General features: G+C 39.4%; 12 protein-coding genes. 4 read left to right on the forward strand and 8 right to left on the reverse strand.

Annotated elements, in window-relative coordinates; genetic code table 11:
* Position 1: 1 nt before the first annotated feature.
* The 6 genes from IGI38_RS18990 to IGI38_RS19015 form a co-directional block, all read right to left on the reverse strand.
* Positions 2–1,615, reverse strand: a complete 1,614-nt coding sequence (locus IGI38_RS18990) for an FAD-dependent oxidoreductase (RefSeq protein ID WP_438733438.1) — start codon at positions 1,613–1,615, stop codon at positions 2–4.
* 322 nt (positions 1,616–1,937) lie between these two features.
* Positions 1,938–2,255: a hypothetical protein gene (locus tag IGI38_RS18995; protein ID WP_438733439.1), complete on the reverse strand. Its 318-nt coding sequence runs from the start codon at positions 2,253–2,255 to the stop codon at positions 1,938–1,940.
* A 273-nt stretch (positions 2,256–2,528) separates the two neighbouring features.
* Entirely contained in the window at positions 2,529–2,915 is a 387-nt protein-coding gene (locus tag IGI38_RS19000; RefSeq protein ID WP_438733440.1) for a C-GCAxxG-C-C family protein, read from the reverse strand.
* Positions 2,916–2,929: 14 nt separating this feature from the next.
* Positions 2,930–3,373, reverse strand: a complete 444-nt coding sequence (locus IGI38_RS19005) for a GNAT family N-acetyltransferase (protein ID WP_438733441.1) — start codon at positions 3,371–3,373, stop codon at positions 2,930–2,932.
* Between the two features lie 52 nt (positions 3,374–3,425).
* The gene (locus IGI38_RS19010; protein WP_438733442.1) at positions 3,426–5,516 is read right to left on the reverse strand and encodes an ATP-dependent helicase; all 2,091 of its coding nucleotides are present in this window, start codon (positions 5,514–5,516) and stop codon (positions 3,426–3,428) included.
* A 305-nt stretch (positions 5,517–5,821) separates the two neighbouring features.
* Complete coding sequence (locus IGI38_RS19015) at positions 5,822–6,841, reverse strand: PocR ligand-binding domain-containing protein (protein WP_438733443.1); 1,020 nt, start codon at positions 6,839–6,841, stop codon at positions 5,822–5,824.
* Between the two features lie 169 nt (positions 6,842–7,010).
* Here IGI38_RS19015 and IGI38_RS19020 point away from each other — a divergent pair, with 169 nt between their 5' ends.
* From IGI38_RS19020 to dhaL, 4 genes are all read left to right on the forward strand, one after another.
* Positions 7,011–8,144, forward strand: coding sequence for a glycerol dehydrogenase (locus IGI38_RS19020; RefSeq protein ID WP_438733444.1), 1,134 nt, complete (start codon positions 7,011–7,013; stop codon positions 8,142–8,144).
* A 148-nt stretch (positions 8,145–8,292) separates the two neighbouring features.
* Positions 8,293–8,691: a dihydroxyacetone kinase phosphoryl donor subunit DhaM gene (gene dhaM, locus IGI38_RS19025; protein ID WP_438733445.1), complete on the forward strand. Its 399-nt coding sequence runs from the start codon at positions 8,293–8,295 to the stop codon at positions 8,689–8,691.
* A 1-nt stretch (position 8,692) separates the two neighbouring features.
* Complete coding sequence (dhaK, locus tag IGI38_RS19030) at positions 8,693–9,676, forward strand: dihydroxyacetone kinase subunit DhaK (RefSeq protein WP_438733446.1); 984 nt, start codon at positions 8,693–8,695, stop codon at positions 9,674–9,676.
* A gap of 31 nt (positions 9,677–9,707) precedes the next feature.
* On the forward strand, positions 9,708–10,304 hold the full coding sequence (gene dhaL, locus IGI38_RS19035) for a dihydroxyacetone kinase subunit DhaL (protein WP_438733447.1): 597 nt from the start codon (positions 9,708–9,710) through the stop codon (positions 10,302–10,304).
* A gap of 47 nt (positions 10,305–10,351) precedes the next feature.
* Here dhaL and IGI38_RS19040 read toward each other — a convergent pair whose 3' ends face one another.
* Both IGI38_RS19040 and IGI38_RS19045 read right to left on the reverse strand, forming a co-directional pair.
* Positions 10,352–11,707 carry a PcsB-like coiled-coil domain-containing protein gene (locus IGI38_RS19040; RefSeq protein WP_438733448.1) on the reverse strand — a complete coding sequence of 452 codons (1,356 nt, stop codon included), beginning with the start codon at positions 11,705–11,707 and terminating at the stop codon, positions 10,352–10,354.
* A 518-nt stretch (positions 11,708–12,225) separates the two neighbouring features.
* Positions 12,226–18,306 carry a VaFE repeat-containing surface-anchored protein gene (locus tag IGI38_RS19045; RefSeq protein WP_438733449.1) on the reverse strand — a complete coding sequence of 2,027 codons (6,081 nt, stop codon included), beginning with the start codon at positions 18,304–18,306 and terminating at the stop codon, positions 12,226–12,228.
* Between the last annotated feature and the right edge of the window lie 21 nt (positions 18,307–18,327).

Consider the following 18,327-nt stretch of genomic DNA (forward strand, 5'->3'; position numbering starts at 1 on the left):
GCTACTCCTCGATCAAAATCGCAGGAATTCCAAAACCAGCTAAAATACGCACTGAAGTATAGGTGTTCAGGCCTTTTCTGAAGGTGATATAAACTTTTCGATCTCTCGGGATCTCATCGATCCGATCACGCAGCTCATTCATTGGAATATTTTTAGTTGCTTCAATACTGCCAGATTTTGCTTTATTCGCTTCACGAATATCCAAGAAAAATGCGCTTGCTAAGTCTTCTTCTGAAATATCAGCTGCTTTGATTGTTTTTACAATATTGGTCATTTGATTGATCGCCACATAGCCGGCGATATTCAACGGATCCCTTGTTGTTGAATAAGGCGGCGAATAAGGCAATTCTAAATCAGGCAAATCGAAAACTGTCAGGTTTCCAGTAATAGCAACAGATAATTCCCCCATGCGCTTATCAACACCTTTTTCTCCAACAGCTTGTCCACCCAAAATTTTCCCGCTTGTCGCATCAAAAATAATTTTCAAATTTAAACGTGTCGCACCTGGATAGAAATACGCGTGATCGAATGGTGTGACAAAGATCGTTTTGTAATTGGTGATTCCCGCCGCCTTCAACGCATGTTCAGTCATGCCGGCGTAGCTTGCAGTATAATCAAAAATTTTCGCTACACCGGCACCAATATAACCGCGGTAACGCATAGGTGTTCCGTTGAGCATATCCGCCAGCATGTGCCCTTGCCGATTGGCAGCACTGGACAACATACTGGATGTTGCCAGTCCCGTTACTACACTGGTTGTTTTGATAATATCGCCGATCGCATAAACATCCGGCACATTCGTTTCCAATTGATCGTTGACGATGATCTGACCATCATCAGACAGTTCAACTCCCGCTGTTTTTGCTACTTCATTATTTGGTGCAACACCTGTCGCAAAAATAATCATGTCCGGCTCAAGCGTCACGCCATCCGATAAAACTACTTCTTTACCTATTTCTCGGATTTCTTCTACATGTGTACTCAAATGAACATGCAGCCCATTTTCGATCAGCTTATCATAAATTAAATCCGCAATTTCTTCATCATATGGAAAAGCAACTTGCGGCAATTGATCAACGAGTGTCACATCTAAACCCAGATGCTTGAAATTTTCAGCTAATTCCAATCCCATTACCCCCGCGCCTAAAACTAAAACATTTTTAGGCTCATGTTTATCGATAAAGGTTTTAATAGCCGCCGCGTCCGTTACACTTCGTAAAACAAATCCATTTTCGGCTTCTTCTGCCCCTTTAATAGGTGGTAAAGTTGGCCGTGCACCTGCAGAAATAACCAATTTGTCATAGTCAGTGGTCGTTTCCTCACCCGTTTTTAAATCCGTAACAACTAGCTGCTTCTTATCTGGATCGATCACTTGTACTTCATGTGTCGTAAAAACATCGATATTATTTTTCACCTTCAAAATTTCCGGTGTTCGTTCAATCAATGAATCCAGCTCCTCGATCACACCGCCTAAATAATAAGGCAAGGCACAGCTAGCGTAAGAGATATTTTCCCCTCGCTCATAAATCGCGATCTCATGTTCTTCATTCAAACGACGCAAGCGTGTCGCAAATGAAGGTCCTCCTGCTACTCCGCCAATAACTACAATTTTCATAAATGATATCCTCTCTTCATAAATATTAAATCCATTTCAACCCGTCTATCCTTCCACTAGCCTCTGTGCTTTTTAACTTGGAGCTAGTTTTACTTAACGTATTCATTTCTGAGTTTGATCTTCGCTGGGCAAACCAGCCTACTGATTTGCGGTCCTCACTTTTTTAACGCATGGGTAAACTAAATGTTTATAGCCCATTTAGCTTCAAACAGGGGCATCCTTTTTTGATAGTACCTTTTTTTCAAAATACCAGCAAAGAATTGTTCTCCATGATTTTAGGTAAACAAAAAAAGAGCAATCATCTTCAATAAATGATTGCTCTTTACTTTATTTTCTTCAATTCTAGCGTTCCCTCTGATTTGCCATTTTTAACTATTTCTAATTTTAACTGCTGCCGCCCCGTTCGGATGGCACGATATTCGACTTTGTTTCCATCATCTGTCATAACGAGTCTTTTTTTGTTCGAGTTTACGGCTACTTTGGCTTGTTTCAATACAATAGCACCCTTGCATCTAATCGTCCAATTATTGAAATGATCATTCTTAGCCTTAAAGGAATAGTTGCTCGACTGATTCGTCCAGTTTCCCTGCAGCCAAGCTGAGTTATTTGGGGTCAGCTTATTGATAATGACCAACAACAAAAATATACCGAGAATTATCAGAACACTGATAAGTTGTTTTTTCCATCGAAATAAGCAGCTCACAAGATTTTCTATGATCATTTTAATGATTTCTGTACCCATCTTATGTAATAACCCCTAACTTTGCAGATGCTTCTGTTTATTTTTCACATCTTAATAGTGAAAATCGTAACATAGCGTTTAGGGCTTTACAAACTCTTTTTTGCCCCTTTTATTGTAAATTGTGAACAATATGAAGATTTATTTTTTTCTAATGATTTATTTTTTATCCTATTAGTCGACTAGATTCTCTTCAAGAATTTCCAAAGCCGCACGAACATAATCCGAGCACGGACGTTTGCCAAAGAGCTCTTTACAGTACAATGAGCCGCAGGTCTGCTCAAACTCTTGCGTCATTGCCGCGTGCAGTTTTCCAGTATCAGCCTCTCTATACTTCGCCGGATCAGCAATTTCCAGTGTTCCCTTTAAGGCATTAGCGACCAGATAATTTCCTACCAATGCACCGCACAATCCTTGATAGTTCCCGCCACCATAATTTTCAGCAAGGTCATTTGCTTCGCTCTCGGATATCCCCATCTCATTACAATAGGCGCAGGTAATTGCCTGACAACAGTTTCGACCAGTTTGAAAATACACCATTGCCAGCTCCTGATGCTCCATGTCTCGCCATCCTTTCACCTCTGCAGTTGTTTATCTAATGTAATACAAGGTACGCCATCTTCATCATAGGGTTTTCCAACTCTTCGATAACCCAAATATTCATAAAATTCTGCCGCCGTTAGTTCTGCATGGATAACGAGCTGTTTAACCTCCCGCTCCCTTGCCAAATCTTCTAACGCCTTAACTACTTGACTTCCTAAATGGTTTCCGCGATATTCCTTTAATGTCGCCACACGTCCGATCCGAGCAACATCGTCGGTCTCATTTAACAGACGAGCCGTCGCGACCGGCAGGTTTCCATCGAAAAGAACACTGTAAACCGTTTCGGAAGTATCATTTTGATCAAACTCAGCGGCCAAAGCCAATGCTTTTTCCAAGACAAAAACCTTCATTCGAATATAACTGCTAGCTGCACGCATATGAACAGCATTACTTACTTCCAATCTAAAGTCCTTCATACGTCCTCCTGTTTCGTTTCGATTCATAGACTATGCTTTACAGTACCACAACCTATTTCGACTTTTTATAATCCTTTATAGGCAAACCAGCTTCTTTTAAAAACAGTGATGGCTCTGTCGTTTTATTATTGACAGCTTTTGGAAACGTCATGTATAGATTTTCCTTTGCACGGGTGATCGCAACATACATCAAGCGACGCTGTTCCTCCATCGTTGTTGGCGGATCGGCTTTTTCTATCGCTGTCTGCAGATCACAATCGGCTTTTTTTACCGTATGATGGTTAGGCAGTGCATCATTGTACACCCCTTTAATGAAAATGTTCTTTTTACCTAATCCTTTGCTGGCATGAATCGATAAAAGATAGACCGCGTTCAATTTTTGTTGGTCGTAATCGCTTAATCGCTGTTTCATCCCTTGATTTTGTTTGCTGGCCTGTTCAAAATTCGCCAATAAACCGTGCCAATCAGCTGCCGCGGATAGTTCCTTATTCAACCAATCCGCTTCTTCTTCACTCAGATCCTTTTTGAATTTTGGCGTTGCTAAAAGAGCTTCCGCTAAAGCAACAAGATTTAATTGCTTTTGCTGATAAAACAAATAAATTTGCTTAAAAAACTCCTTAGTCAACTTTTGCGCAGTCGGATTCAAGTTCTTCTCAACAACTAAAAAATCAATCAGATCGTTGATTTTAAATTTATTTTTAGTAAATAATTCAGCTGTAAATTTTTCGCTCGTTCCAAATTTAATGTAGTGATAAAAAGCATATTGTTGAATGATGCTTTTTAAGGCATTATTCTTTTGTTCTGCATTCATTGCCGCATCAAGAAGTTTTAATTGTTCAAAAAGATTTTTGAATAACGGAATCCCAAATATTCCCAGCAAATCATCATTGGATTGCGTCACGAAGGGTACTTTTTCTTTCACTAATTGTTTCAACAATGAGCGCAACTGAACCCGCGTCGGATATAAAATCAAGGTATCGGTATAATTCGGCTGCCCGTCAGCCCTGGGAGTTTTCGATGCCAGTTCTTGGATTTTTCTGCCGATCCAGGCAGCTTCTTCTTCATCATCTGGAAAGCCAATACTATAACATTCGTGATCCTCCGCTGTTTTATAGGCGGTCATCGTTTTTTCCAATCGATCATGAGCATTTCCTTGGATCAATTGATTGCCGACCGCTACGATCGGTGCTTCAGAACGATAATTAGTCATGAGTGTTAATGACGTTTGCTGGTATTCCTGATCAAATTCCTTAATGAATTTAGGTTCTGCTCCTCGGAAGTAATAAATGCTCTGATCATCATCCCCTACGATGATCAATTTGCCCGCTGTTTTTTGTTTCGCTTCTTTATCAGGCGGACAAATAAGGGCAACGATCTGCTTTTGCAGCGGATTGATATCTTGGAACTCATCAATAAAGATATATCGGTATTTTTGTTGCAGTTTTTGTTGCGCTTGAGGAGCATTTTCCAAGATCAATTTTAGATTAAATAGCATATCATCAAAATTGATAAAGTGCTGTTCCTTTTTATTTACCGATAACTCTTCTAAAAATTGCTTGAAGACAACACTCAATTTTTGATTAGGCAGCAATTCTTTAGCATCAAAATGCTTCGCGATAAAACGAACCATTTCCTGATCAGAATATCCTAAGTTTCGCCAGTAGCTGATACGCGTCAAAATGCTGCGATCCTCGTATTTATCAAAATTGTATAGACGATATTTTTTGATCAATTGATTGATCGTTTGGGCATATAGTTCTTCATTAATCGTCCCTGCGATTCCCCATCGTTCCAGTTCCGGCATTTGTCGAATTAGTTCGTTATACTCCCCATTGAACCACCCATGAAACGTTTGAACGTTAATCCGAGCATAGCCGCCCAAGTATTGGTTGACGCGAGCCTCCATTTCCAATTTGGCTTTGCGGGAAAAGGTACACATCAAAATCGTTTTAGGATCAATCGATTTTTCTAAGACCAGATAAGCCGCTTTTGCACAAATCGTCTGCGTCTTTCCGCTTCCTGCTCCAGCGATGATCCGCAGATGTGTGTGCATCGGAAAACGAATCGCGGCTAGCTGTTCCTCACTAAACGGATTTCCGCCATTTTTAGCAATCAACTGCTGCAAAGTCTCTCGATCTTCCATTTTCTCTGGATCCGTCTCGATTAAATCTGAATTTATATAATTGGAAAGCTTAGTAAGCATGAATAAATGGTTCCTTTCTATTTCTATGTAAAAAGTCATACTTACTCATTATAACGGAATCATTCATTTTTGATAGTAATTAATAGAAAAACGAGCCTGCTCATAGGATATGAGGGACTCGTTGTTTTCGTTTACTAAGTTCCTAAAGTAAGATTCATGCCTTCTAAAATAAGTTTCACAAGAGTTGACTTTCTAAAGCGCCTTTAAGTTGCCAATCTAAAAGGCCCCAGCAGATTTATTCTTTACTAACGATTGTTTCTCAGGTGTTCCTTTCGATAATTCAATGGTGTCACTCCAGTTATTTTTTTGAAGCTGCGCACAAAATAGCTGGGTTCAACATATCCAAGCGCATCACTGACTTCGGCAATTGCCCAATCTGTCGTTTCCAACAGCTGTTCTGCCCAATAAACCTTTAATTTCCCATAGATTTTACTAAAAGGCTCGCCAAATTCTTCCTTTAGCAAACGACTTAGGTAACTGGGTGACACATTCGCTGCCGCAGCTAGAGTTACTAAATCAATATGACTCTCCTTATTCTCAAATACTAGATCAATTGCCGGCTGAAGCAGCTGATTTTTGGCTAAGTACACCCCATTAGACTCTTGTAATCGATTTTCCAATTTTGAATGTTGAATATCTTTTTGCACGAATTCCAAATTAAGAGGATCATCGCTCCTCGATTCCTCTCGTTTTGAAATTCGCAGCGTTTGTTTATAGGCTTTGATCAAATAGTCTTTTTTGATCGCTTCGCTAATAATGTATTCACTGATCTTTTCCAACATCTCTGCAGATTTTTTCAAATCCGCTTTGCTAAATCGCGGGTATTGATCAATCAAAGTCTGATGAGTTTCTTTAAACGTTTGCAAAAAGATTCGATCGTCTAATTGCAGGACTTGCTCCAATTCTTCCTGCGCTTCCTCTAATAGAATCTCTCCTGCCATAATAGCCCCTACATAACGGTTATCGATCATGATTGGAATCGCCATATCAACAATATCGAAATGGCAGCGATAAATGAACGGCTGTCCTGTTCGAACAGCTTCAAGTCCACCTCTGGAATCACATTTTTCACAATAAACAGAGAGTTCTGGATGATTCCGAACTAACTGACAAAAAGGCTTCACTTGGCTGTGCTTTGTAATCGGCTTTCCTCGATAATCCACTAAAATAATCGCTAAATGAGTAGCTAATGCGACACTTTCTTGAACAGCTTCCCATTTTGGCAAGTCTAAAACTTGTTCAATATCAAATTGTGCGTTATTCACACGATCACCTCTTCTTGCATTATAGAACTTTCTTCGTAAATTACAAAATAGTACCATTTCACAAAATAGTTCAATTGTTTTATCCAAGAAAGCGGTAACACAGTTCAATGTTTTTTTTATGATAACGCTTTATGCTTATCCTGTAAATAAAACCAAGGAGGTTCCACCCATGAGAAAAGCACTGATTTTACCAACAAAGTATGTTCAAGGAGAAGACGAATTATTAAACTTAGGTTATTTTGTGACAACCTTTGGCAAGTCTGCACTATTAATTGCAAATCCTGACGATGTTAAACGGATTCGGCCAGAACTCGATGCTACAGCAGAAAAATTTGGTATTTCCTTTATTGAAGGCGGATTCAACGGTGAAGTAACTCGAGAAGAAACGAAACGTCTGCAAAAAATTGCAAAAGAGAAACAAACAGATTGTATCATCGGTCTAGGCGGCGGAAAAGCTATTGACGCTTCAAAAGTCGTAGCTGAAGGCGAACGTTTAATTATCGTACCGACGATTGCTGCCCAAGATGCCCCAACTTCACATTCTGCTGTACTTTATCACGCAGATGGTTCTTTTGATGACTACGCGTATTTCAAACAAAGTCCAAGTGTTGTCCTAGTCGATACCAAAGTGATTGCAAAAGCGCCAACACGTTTCCTTGTAGCCGGTATGGGAGATGCCTTATCAACCTATTTTGAAGCACGCGCTACACACAATTCTTATTCACGTGTTAACGCCAGCTTACCGATGGGTTCTCGTGAAGGACTGACTCCTCCAGCCAGCGGCACCTACGCTGCTCTGGCTATGGCAAAACTTTGTTGGGACCACTTACAAGAAGATGGCTTAAATGCCAAAATCGCTTGTGATGCAAATTTAGCAACAGAAGCACTTAATAAAATTGTTGAAACCAATATTTTGCTTTCTGGCTTAGGTTTTGAAAGCGGCGGATTAGCGGCTGCTCATGCCATTCACAACGGTATGACTGTTCTTGCTGGGACCCATCATTATCTTCATGGTGAAAAAGTTGCTTTCGCTACATTAGCTCAATTAGTTTTAGAAGATGCTGAAACAGCTGAAGTCAATGCCGTGATGGATTTTATGGCCGCTATCGGTCTACCACTAACTTTAGCCGATCTTGGTGTTGAATCAATAACTTTTGAGGAAGCTTTGGAAGTCGCAAAAATTGCTTCAATCCCAGAAGAATCGATTCACTCTATGCCCTTCCCAATCGTCGAAGAAGAAGTCGCCAACGCAATTATTGTCGCGGATCGGATCGGTCAAGCATACAAAGATTCTCATAACTAACGAAAAATTTTTCCTGCAATCTTTTGTTAGTTAATTAAAAGGATACCCGTTCTGCATTAGGTGAGGAGCCGGATGGCAAACTAAATGGCCTAGCAGAAGGGTATCCAACTTGAAAATAAATACATTTATAGGAAGAAGAGGCAATTTGATGAACAAAGCGATTCTATTAATTTCGCACAGTAAGAAAATCACAGATGGGATCAAAGAAATGATCGAACAAATGGCCCAAAATGAATCTCTGCAAATTTTTTCTTTGGGCGGTACTTCCGACGATGAACTAGGAAGTGATCCGACTAAAATCGTTGATGCCGTTGCTGAAGCGAAATCTGTTGATAAATTCTTCGTCTTCGCTGATCTTGGCAGTGCGGTTTTAAGTGCCGAGTTGGCTTTCGATATGTTAGAGGAAGATCAACAAGCAAAATATATATTAGTAGATGCACCATTGGTGGAAGGAGCGTTCGCTGCTGGAATCACTGCAAGTGTCTCCGATGACTTTGAGCATATTTTAGCAGAAGCAAAAAATGCTCCTAAGAAGGGGTGGGAATAGAATGAAAAAAATCATCAACGAACCACAAGATATTATTGAAGAAATGGTGACGGGTATCGTCAAAAGTTATCCAGATCTTGTACACCGCATCGCTGATTCTCGCGTTATTGCCAAGAATAGCGGCGCGAAACAAGTTGGCCTCATCTCTGGCGGCGGAAGCGGTCACGAACCAGCTCATGCGGGTTTTGTTGGTAATGGTATGTTGAGCGCCGCGGTCTTAGGCGACGTCTTTACCTCACCTACTCCTGATCAAATCGAAATCGCGATTAATCATGCCAACCAAGGTCAAGGCGTTTTGTTGATCGTTAAAAACTATACTGGCGACATTTTGAATTTCGAGATGGCGAAGGATTTAGCCGATATGAATGATATTCCTGTCGAGATTGTGGTCGTTGACGATGATATTGCCGTAGAAGATAGTACCTACACAGCAGGAAAACGCGGCGTTGCCGGAACTGTGCTTGTTCATAAAATACTTGGGGATGCTGCAAGAAACGGTTCAAGTTTGAGTGAGTTAAAAGAATTAGGCGATCGGATCGTTGCCGCAACAAAAACTATCGGCGTTGCTCTAAAAGCTGCTACTGTTCCTGAAGTTGGCAAACCTGGTTTTTCACTAGCCGAAGATGAAATCGAATTCGGTGTCGGCATCCACGGTGAACCCGGTTATCGTCGAGAAAAATTGCAGCCTTCCAAAGAACTGGCTAAAGAGATGGTCAGTAAACTGACTGCTGCTTACGATCAAAAACCAAAAGAAATCGGTGTCTTAGTCAACGGGATGGGCGGTACTCCCTTGATGGAACAATTTGTCTTTATTAACGATGTTTTGAATTTACTGCTGGAAGAAAATATTCACGTTTCTTTCCATAAAGTCGGTAATTATATGACCTCGATTGATATGCAGGGTCTCTCATTGACATTCATTGATTTGACAGATTCGGCTTGGCAAAAAGCACTGTCAGCAGAGGTTTCAACAATCTCTTGGTAAAAAAGAGTTTGAATGAAGGGAGTAAGAAAAAATGAATGTAACAGTAAAAGAAATTCAGGCTTGGCTATCCGATTTTGCCGAAGTCATCGAAAAAAACAAAGACTACCTAAGTGATCTAGATACCCCTATTGGTGATGGTGACCATGGAAATAATATGAATCGAGGAATGAGTGAATACAAGACCGCCTTCGAAGCAAAACAACCGACGACAATTAGCGACACCTTTAAAGTTCTTTCCATGGCGCTAATTTCAAAAGTTGGCGGTGCCTCTGGTCCATTATACGGCTCAGCCTTTATGAACTTAACGAAATCAACAAAGGATATTACAGAAATTACCAGTGAAAAGCAATTGGGTGAGTTGTTCGAAAATGGATTAGCAGGCATTCAAGCTCGTGGAAAAGCAACTCCCGGTGACAAAACGATGGTGGATGTTTGGTATTCCGTTGTTCAAGAATTGAAGAATGCGAATTTAACAAAAAACAGTATCGAAACGGCTAAAGAAAATACAAAAGAGCTGCAAGCAAAAAAAGGACGTGCTTCTTATTTAGGAGAACGTTCGATTGGTCATATCGATCCTGGTGCAGCATCCAGCGCTCTGCTTTTTCAAAGCTTACTGCCCTACTTATAAAGCACAAAAAAGAGTTTCCGATTTTTCGGAAACTCTTTTGCTATTTCTTATGGGTGAATATATTGTAAGCCGGCTGCGCTCAATGTCGCAGTGTTCGGTCCAGTTGGTGATGGGAATCCCATACCGCCTTGAGTAATCGTGATTGTATTATCAGATGCATTGTATGACTGAACATAGGCTACATGTCCGTATGAAGAATCTGCATTCCAAGTTCCAACTGATTGGCCTTGTGCAAAGACTACGATTGACCCCGCCGCAGGTGAACCGTCTACTTGGTAACCATCAGCTGCTGCTGACGCGCCCCATTGGCATCCGTTCCCCCAATAAGTACCAGCCCAAGGTGCAACATTTTTAACATACCAAGTACATTGACCGACTGCGTAGGCATTACCTGAACTAGTATGGTCTACTTTGTTTCCACCTGTACTTGGTGCTGGTGCAGGCGTTGATGAACCTGTATTTTCAGTAGTACTTGTAGTTGTTTCAGTTGACGCTGCTGATGTTGAAGAGGATGAAGTTGAACTTTCTTCGCTTGCACTTGATGATGCAGTAGAAGATGAAGTTGAACTTTCAGCCGTTTCTTTTGCTTGTTCAGCTTGTTCTTTCGCAGCTTTTGCTTGAGAATCTTCGAAGGCTTTTTGCGCTTTCGCAGCTTCTTTCGCTTGACGCTCTTGTTCTGCTTTTTGTGCTTTTGCAGCTTCTTGCTGTTCTTTCAAGACACGTGCTTGTTCTGCTTTAGCTTCTTCTTGGTCTTTTTTCAATTTAGACTTGTCTTGTTCTGCTGTTGCTTGTTCTGCAGCATAGTTTGCTTTCACAACGTTCAAATCAGCTTGTTTGTTAGCAATCTCATTTTTTTGTGTTTCTAATTCTTTTTGATTTGTTTGAATTTCAGCAACTTTAGTTTCATTATCTTTGACTTTTTCTTCTACCGCTTTTTCATCGGCTTTTTGTTCTTCCATCAAAGATTGGTTTGCTTTAACCATTGTTGACATCGCTTGAACACGTCCGATTACATCAGATAATGAATCTGCTTCTAAAACAGCTGAAACATAGTTAGTCGCTTGACCTTGCACCTGTGTATCACGTGCTTGGCTTTTGATTACTTCGTTACGTTTAGCAATACGTACTTTCAAAGTAGCGATTTTTTCTTGTAATTTCATTGTATCTTTATTTAATTGATCTTGTTTTGCTTCTAAGTCTTTCACTTTTCCGCTAACTGTTGCGATTTCACTTGTTAATCCATCGATTTGTGTTTGAACATCGGATTGTTTACCTTGTAAATCACTGATCTTTTGGTCTTTTTCTTGAATTTGTTGATCATAATTATCTGCTAGTGCAATACTTGGTACTGCTGATACAGCAATTGTACACACCAACAATGCTGATAATATACTCTTTTTCACTAATTATTCCTCCGGCTATTATGTTGATTTAGATGATAGATCGCATAACGTCAGAAGTAATTCTACCACAGTGATATATCACGCAGATAAAAGGAATGTTACAAATACATTTCAATATTATTTATAAATTTATTGAATTAAAAGCACTAGCCCTTTAATCCAGTGCTATTTTGCTGCCGCTTTTAGTGAGTTGCCGCTCTTTCGTGTCAATCGTATTCTTGTCAGAGTAACCCCAAAAAAGAAAATAAGGCCAATGATAAAAGGCAAATAATCATTTATTTTTCTTATATTGCAAAACGAGTGAGGTCTATCTCGAATTTTTAAGCACTCCCATGAACGAGACTTTTATTTAATCAAAGAAACTGAACATCGGAAGTCGAGTGGAGCGACCAGGAATTTGTGTAAGATCTATTTCATAGTTTCTAAATTGCCCACACACTAGGATATTAAAAAAGTGCCTCTCGAAAATTTCGAGAGGCACTTTTTTGGGAATAACTCACGAGTTTTTCATTGATAAATTATACTTTTCTTTTTCGATAAACATATAAAGCACTAGCTAGAAGCACTATTACTAATCCAATATAAGGTAGAGCTCTAAATACTTGTTCTCCAGTTTGAGGTAAACTTCCTCCACTGCTGTATGAATCGCTGCCTCCACTATAAGACACATCGAGGTTGCCGTCAGTATTAAAGGTCCCTCCCTTAGTCTTAGGAAGTTCAGGATTCGTTTTCTTCACTGTTACTGTTTGCGCTTCATCATTGATATCTTCGTGAGAACCAATTAGATTCCCTTTCGCATCAAATAATTTTTCAAAAGCAACAAGTGTTAAATCATCTGACAGTACACTACGACGGAAAGTAAAGCTCATTTCAACTGTCCCACTACCCGTATCACTAGCTACAAAAGTTGCTTGACTTTCAACTTCACGTCCCATTACCGTAAATGGTTCAACTGAGTTTTTCATCATTAATTTTCCGCGAACTGTATAGCTTTCACCCGGAACCAGATTTTCATAAAATACGATATCTTTGATAACGACATCTTCGTCGCTTTCTTTACTGACCTCAGCAGCTTGGGTACCTACTTTGGGATAGTTGACTGATTGATCCTTATCCTCAATCTCAGTATGAGCGGCTACTTCTTTATCCTCTTGATACAATGTCTCGAAGACAACAACCGTTTTACCAGCTAAATCGCCTTTCGTAATTTTGAATTCTAGTTCGATAACACCATCACGTTTTGTCGCAGTAAAAGTTTTCTCCGCGTGAATTTCTTTGCCATCACGAGTCAAGAACGGTTTGTTAGTAGCTTTATCCATCAAGGTACCTTTGACCGTGTATTTTTTCCCGATTTCTAAGTTCTTGTAACTGACTTCATCCACTACCGTAACTTCGTCATCAGCAAAACCTTCATTTGTTCCTGTTTCTTTATCTTTAGCTTTCGTTGAAACTTGTGGTTGACGGACGGTCTGATCTTCATCTTCAATATCCTCATGTAAACCGACTAGTTTCCCTTCAGTATTAAACAACTTCTCAAAAACGACCAATACAGTATCTTCCGTTAAATGACTGCGGTCAAATTGGAAGGCTACTTCTACGGTTCCGCTGCCGGATTCTGAAGCAATAAAGGTGGCCTTGCTTACTACTTCTTTGTCACCAACTTTGAAGGCTTTACCTGTTGCTTTATCCATTAACGTACCAGTGATCGTATATTCTTTGCCAGAAATTAAGTTTTCATAAGATACAATATCTTTAATGATTACTTCTTTATCCATTGATCCAGTTGTTTCAGACGCTTTTGTGCCGACTTTTGGATAAGACACTGTTTGCGCTTCATCTTCAATGTCTGTGTGGGCGGCTACCTCTTTTTCATCGTGATAAAGTGTTTCGAAAACAACCACTGTTTTGCCAGCTAGATCGCCACGTTTAATAAAGAATTCCAAATTGATTGTGCCATCGGATTTTTCCGCTTTGAATGTTTTCTCTGCATGAACTTCATCACCGTCACGCGTCAAGAAAGGCTTACCTGTTGCTTTATCCATCAACGTACCTTTGACAGTGTAGTTCTTGCCAACGATCAAATGTTTATAAGACACTCTATCTACGATCGTTACTCGTTCGTTTGCTAATCCTTCACTCATTTCGGTATCTTTATCAATAGCATCTGTCTTCACTTCGATCTCTGGTTTGACTTCAACTGTTTGGTCTTTATCTTCGAGATCTTCGTGGAGTCCAACCAATTTGCCTTCAACATTGTAAAGTTTTTCAAAGACAACTAGATTTTTAGGATCTTCTAGCGCTTTTCTATCAAATGTAAATGCAACTTCAACCGTGCCAGAACCTTTTTTGTTAGCAGTAAAGGTTGCTTCGCCAGTTACTTCTTTGTCTTCAACTTTAAAGACTTCGCCAGTAGCTTTATCCATTAAGACACCTGTTACTTTGTATTCTTTACCAGGAACTAAGTTTTCATAAGATACGATGTCTTTTAGAATAACGTTATCACCATGGATACTGGTTTCAGAAGCTTTTGTTCCCACTTCCGGATAGTTCACTGATTGTTCCTTATCATTAATATCCGTATGCGAACCTACTTCTTTGCCTTCAACGTAAAGCGTTTCAAAGACAACAACAGTCTTACCAGCTAAATCGCCTTTGGTCACAATAAACTCTAATTCAAGGGTACCATTTTGAGTTTCTGCAACAAAATCGTGATTAGCATGAACTTCTTTTCCATCTTTGGTCAGGAATGGTTTGCCTGTAGCCTTATCCATTAAGACTCCCTTGACTGAATATTCTTGCCCAATATTTAAATTCTTGTAAGAAACGATATCGATGATCTTCACTTCTTCTTTCGCCAAGCCTTCGTTCATCTCAGTTTCTTCATCTTTTGCAGAAGTCCCGATTTCTACATCTGGTTTAATTTCAATCGTCTGGTCTTCGTCATCGATGTCTTCATGTGTACCAACCAGCTTACCGGTTGAACCATATACACGCTCAAAAACAACTAGTTCCTTATTATCTTTTAATGCTTTTCGATCAAATGTAAATTTCACTTTGACCGTGCCGCTGCCTGTATCAGAAGCGTTAAATGTCGTGGTCCCAATAACTTCTTTCTTATCAACTAAGAAAGCTTTACCGGTTTCTTTATCCATCAAGATACCTTCGACTTTGTATTGTTTACCAGGAACTAAATTGTCATATGAAACAATGTCCTCGATAACAACTGTATCTCCGTGTATACTTGACTCAGCGGCTTTCGTACCGACATTAGGATAGTAAACGGTTTGATCATCGTCTTCTATGTCAGTATGAGAGCCTACTTCTTTGTCTTTGTTATAAAGTTTCTCAAACACAACAATCGTTTTTCCAGCAAGATCGCCTTTAGTAATCGTAAACGTTAGTTCAACACTGCCATTAGCTTTTTCTGCAGTAAATTTTTTCTCCGCATGAACTTCATCACCATCTTTGGTTAAGAAAGGTTTCCCTGTTTCTTTATCCATCAAGGTTCCCTTAACTGTGTATTCACGTCCTACAATCAAATTCTTGTATGTCACTTTATCAACAATTGTTACTTCTTCTTTCGCATTTCCTTCATTTGTACCTGTTTCACCATCTTTAGCGTTGGTTTCCAATTCAGGATAGTTAACTGTTTGATCGTCGTCATCTATTTCTTCATGGACAGCTACTTCTTTTTCTCCTTCAAATAGTTTTTCGAAAACTACTACAGTTTTACCACGCATATCCGTCTTCTTCACAATAAATTCTAAATCGATCGTACCGTTTTCTTTATCAGCATTAAATGTTTTCTCAGCGGTTACTTTCTTGCCTTCTGAATCCACAAATGCTTGTCCTGTCGACTTGTCCATCAAGACACCTTTGACCGTATATTCGCGTCCGACCACTAAATTTTTATAGGAAACAGTATCAACAATTGTTACTTCTTCTTTCGGCTGACTATTTTCATCTACCGAATTTCCTTCATTGATTCCTGATTCTTTGTCTTTAGCACTTGTTCCAATTTCTATTTTAGGTCTGACAACTACATTTTCAGTCTCTTCACCTTTTTTACCCGTGTGAACCAAGTTGCCTTTTTCGTCGTAGAGTTTTTCGACATAGCCGTAAGAACCAACTTCTTTCGGTTTAAATGATCCAGATTTATATTCTCCAGAAGTACTGACTTTTATCTTATCTGAAGTCCAGACAATATCTTTATCTGTCGCATCTTCTGCATTAACGAAATCATTTACTTTATCAGAGAATTTATACAGATCAACGATAACGTAATAACCATCTGGCACTGTGTTTTCTAGGATAATCGTATCGTAGATTGGTTCACCTAAATAAATGTCATTGCTGGAAGCTTTTGTATGAATATTTAATTTCTCCACATTCAGCACTTCGCCAACATCACCATGTTTTCCTTCATAGAGCACCTTACCTGTCTTGGTGTCTGTAACCTTCGCGACCCAACCATAGGTTCCTGAATCTGAAATACGCAGGTCTTCTAATCCGTAATCTTTAGCATTTGATTTGTATTCGCCATATTTCTTAATTGGCATACCTTTAGAAGTTTTCGCAATTTCTTTAGGATTCGAATAATCAAAATCATTTATTTTATCGCTATATTTATACAAAATAAAGATTACTTCAGCATCATCGCTCTTCAATGACTTATTGACATGCAGCGTATCATGGATCGGTTTTCCAATGAATGTATGCTCTTCATTTACTTGAGTGTAATATTCTTCCTCTTGACCTTGAGGAACGTGAACCGTTTCTGATGGTACACCATATTCGGTTTCGAATTTAGCTAATCGACCGTCATCCGATCCGCCGGATACTACGATCGTGTACCACCCCGCTTTATCAAATGGTTTAAACTCAGTAGTTCTCAATGTTCCCTGTAATAATGGTGCTTTTACAGTATCAAACACTTCTGCGTTCGCTGGTACACTGCCGCGAAGAGGTTTTGTTGGGCTGTAATACATAGTTAAGGTAGCTTCAAGAGCTTTATCTTCACCTTTTCCAAATCCGTCAGGTAAATTGTAGTCCCCATTTTTATCTGGATCACGATCCTTACCGACTAATTCAGGATTCTTGACTCCCCATTTATCTGTATCGCCTTTTCCATCTGTTGATAATCCCCATAAACCAGGAAGATCCAAAACAGTGATTGAATCATATACTTGTGACTCAATTTCAGAGGTAGATTCAGAAACAGTTGTCTCAATATTTGGTATCCATGGAACGACCACATACTCATCGGCACTTCCAAAATCCGAATACCAAGGTTCGGTATAGTTAGTTTCAGCGATTTCTTCGACCCAAACATACCAGCCTTTTTCCGTCACTTCAATTTCTGGTGTTGTAAACGTTCCATTTCCTTGAATTGTTGTTTGAACCTGTCCGGCAACTTTGGCATTAGAAGGAATTTGCGGGCTTCCGCCTTCATGATTGTTGCCATTTTTGATAAAATCCGGTTTCGTTAAAAATGGTCCTAATAATTTACTAGTAATAGTAAGTTCATGACCACCTTTATTGCCAGTGACAGTCAATTTATCAGCAACTTTTCCGCCCTCTGGATTTAACTGTGCTACTGTTGTTTCAGTTTTAACTTCTGGTTTCCATTTAGTAATCGTTTGCTCATCTTGCTCATTGAACTTGCATTGAAAACCATTGTAAAAATGTTCTTTATTTGCCTGGTCGTTCATATCCAACTTTAATACTGGATAATAAAAACCTGCTTTAGTCGAGTTCAAATGTGAATTGACAACATGCTCACCAGTATTCGTAATTGTAAGTTCATCTTTTCCTAAATAGCTGACATCAGCTGGTAAACTGCCGACATCCATTTGAGTAGTTCCATAATCTGTCTCGGAATAATACCAATCAACAACCAATTTAACTGGGACTTTGTTGTTTGTTCCAAGAATATTCGGCCATTTCATATCTGGATCAGTCAATTGAATATTTAACGTATCTACTAATGTATCGCCGACTTTCACACGACTTTTGGCTTTTGTTGTTCCCGTTAACGAAAATTTTTCAACAACTTTGATTTTTTCATTCTCATCATTAAATGGTGCTTGGAAGCCTTCTTTGAGAAATTCTTTGCTGGCTCCTTGTTTATTCAAATCCATTTTCAACACTGGATAATAGTAGCCCTGTTTATCAACTAGATTCTTTGAATTCAATTGATATGTTCCAGGTGCAGTGATCGTCATAGTATCAGTAGTGACTTTTGTAACTCCTGCTGGCAAATTACCCACATCATATTTTGTATTTCCAAAATCTTGTGTTGAGTAATACCAATCTACTTCTAAATTCACAGGAACTTTCTGACCAGTAGTTGAGTCAACTGCCCATTCACCATCTTTCAGTGAAATCGTTAACTCATCCGTCAAACGATCACCAACTTCAAGCTCAGTCGGAGTTTTCGTTGAACCATTGATCGAGAATTTTTCTTCTTTGATTGGTAGATCATCGCTTACTTTTAAGGCAGCCTGTAATGGAACATACGCACCAACCATATTTTGACTATCAGACCAGTTATAACGAATTAATTGTGTTCCTGGCAGATTGTTGATCGTTGCAGTCACAGAAAGTGGATTACCAGCAGG

The sequence above is a fragment of the Enterococcus sp. AZ128 genome (assembly GCF_051714485.1).
In the GTDB taxonomy this organism is placed as follows: domain Bacteria; phylum Bacillota; class Bacilli; order Lactobacillales; family Enterococcaceae; genus Enterococcus_A.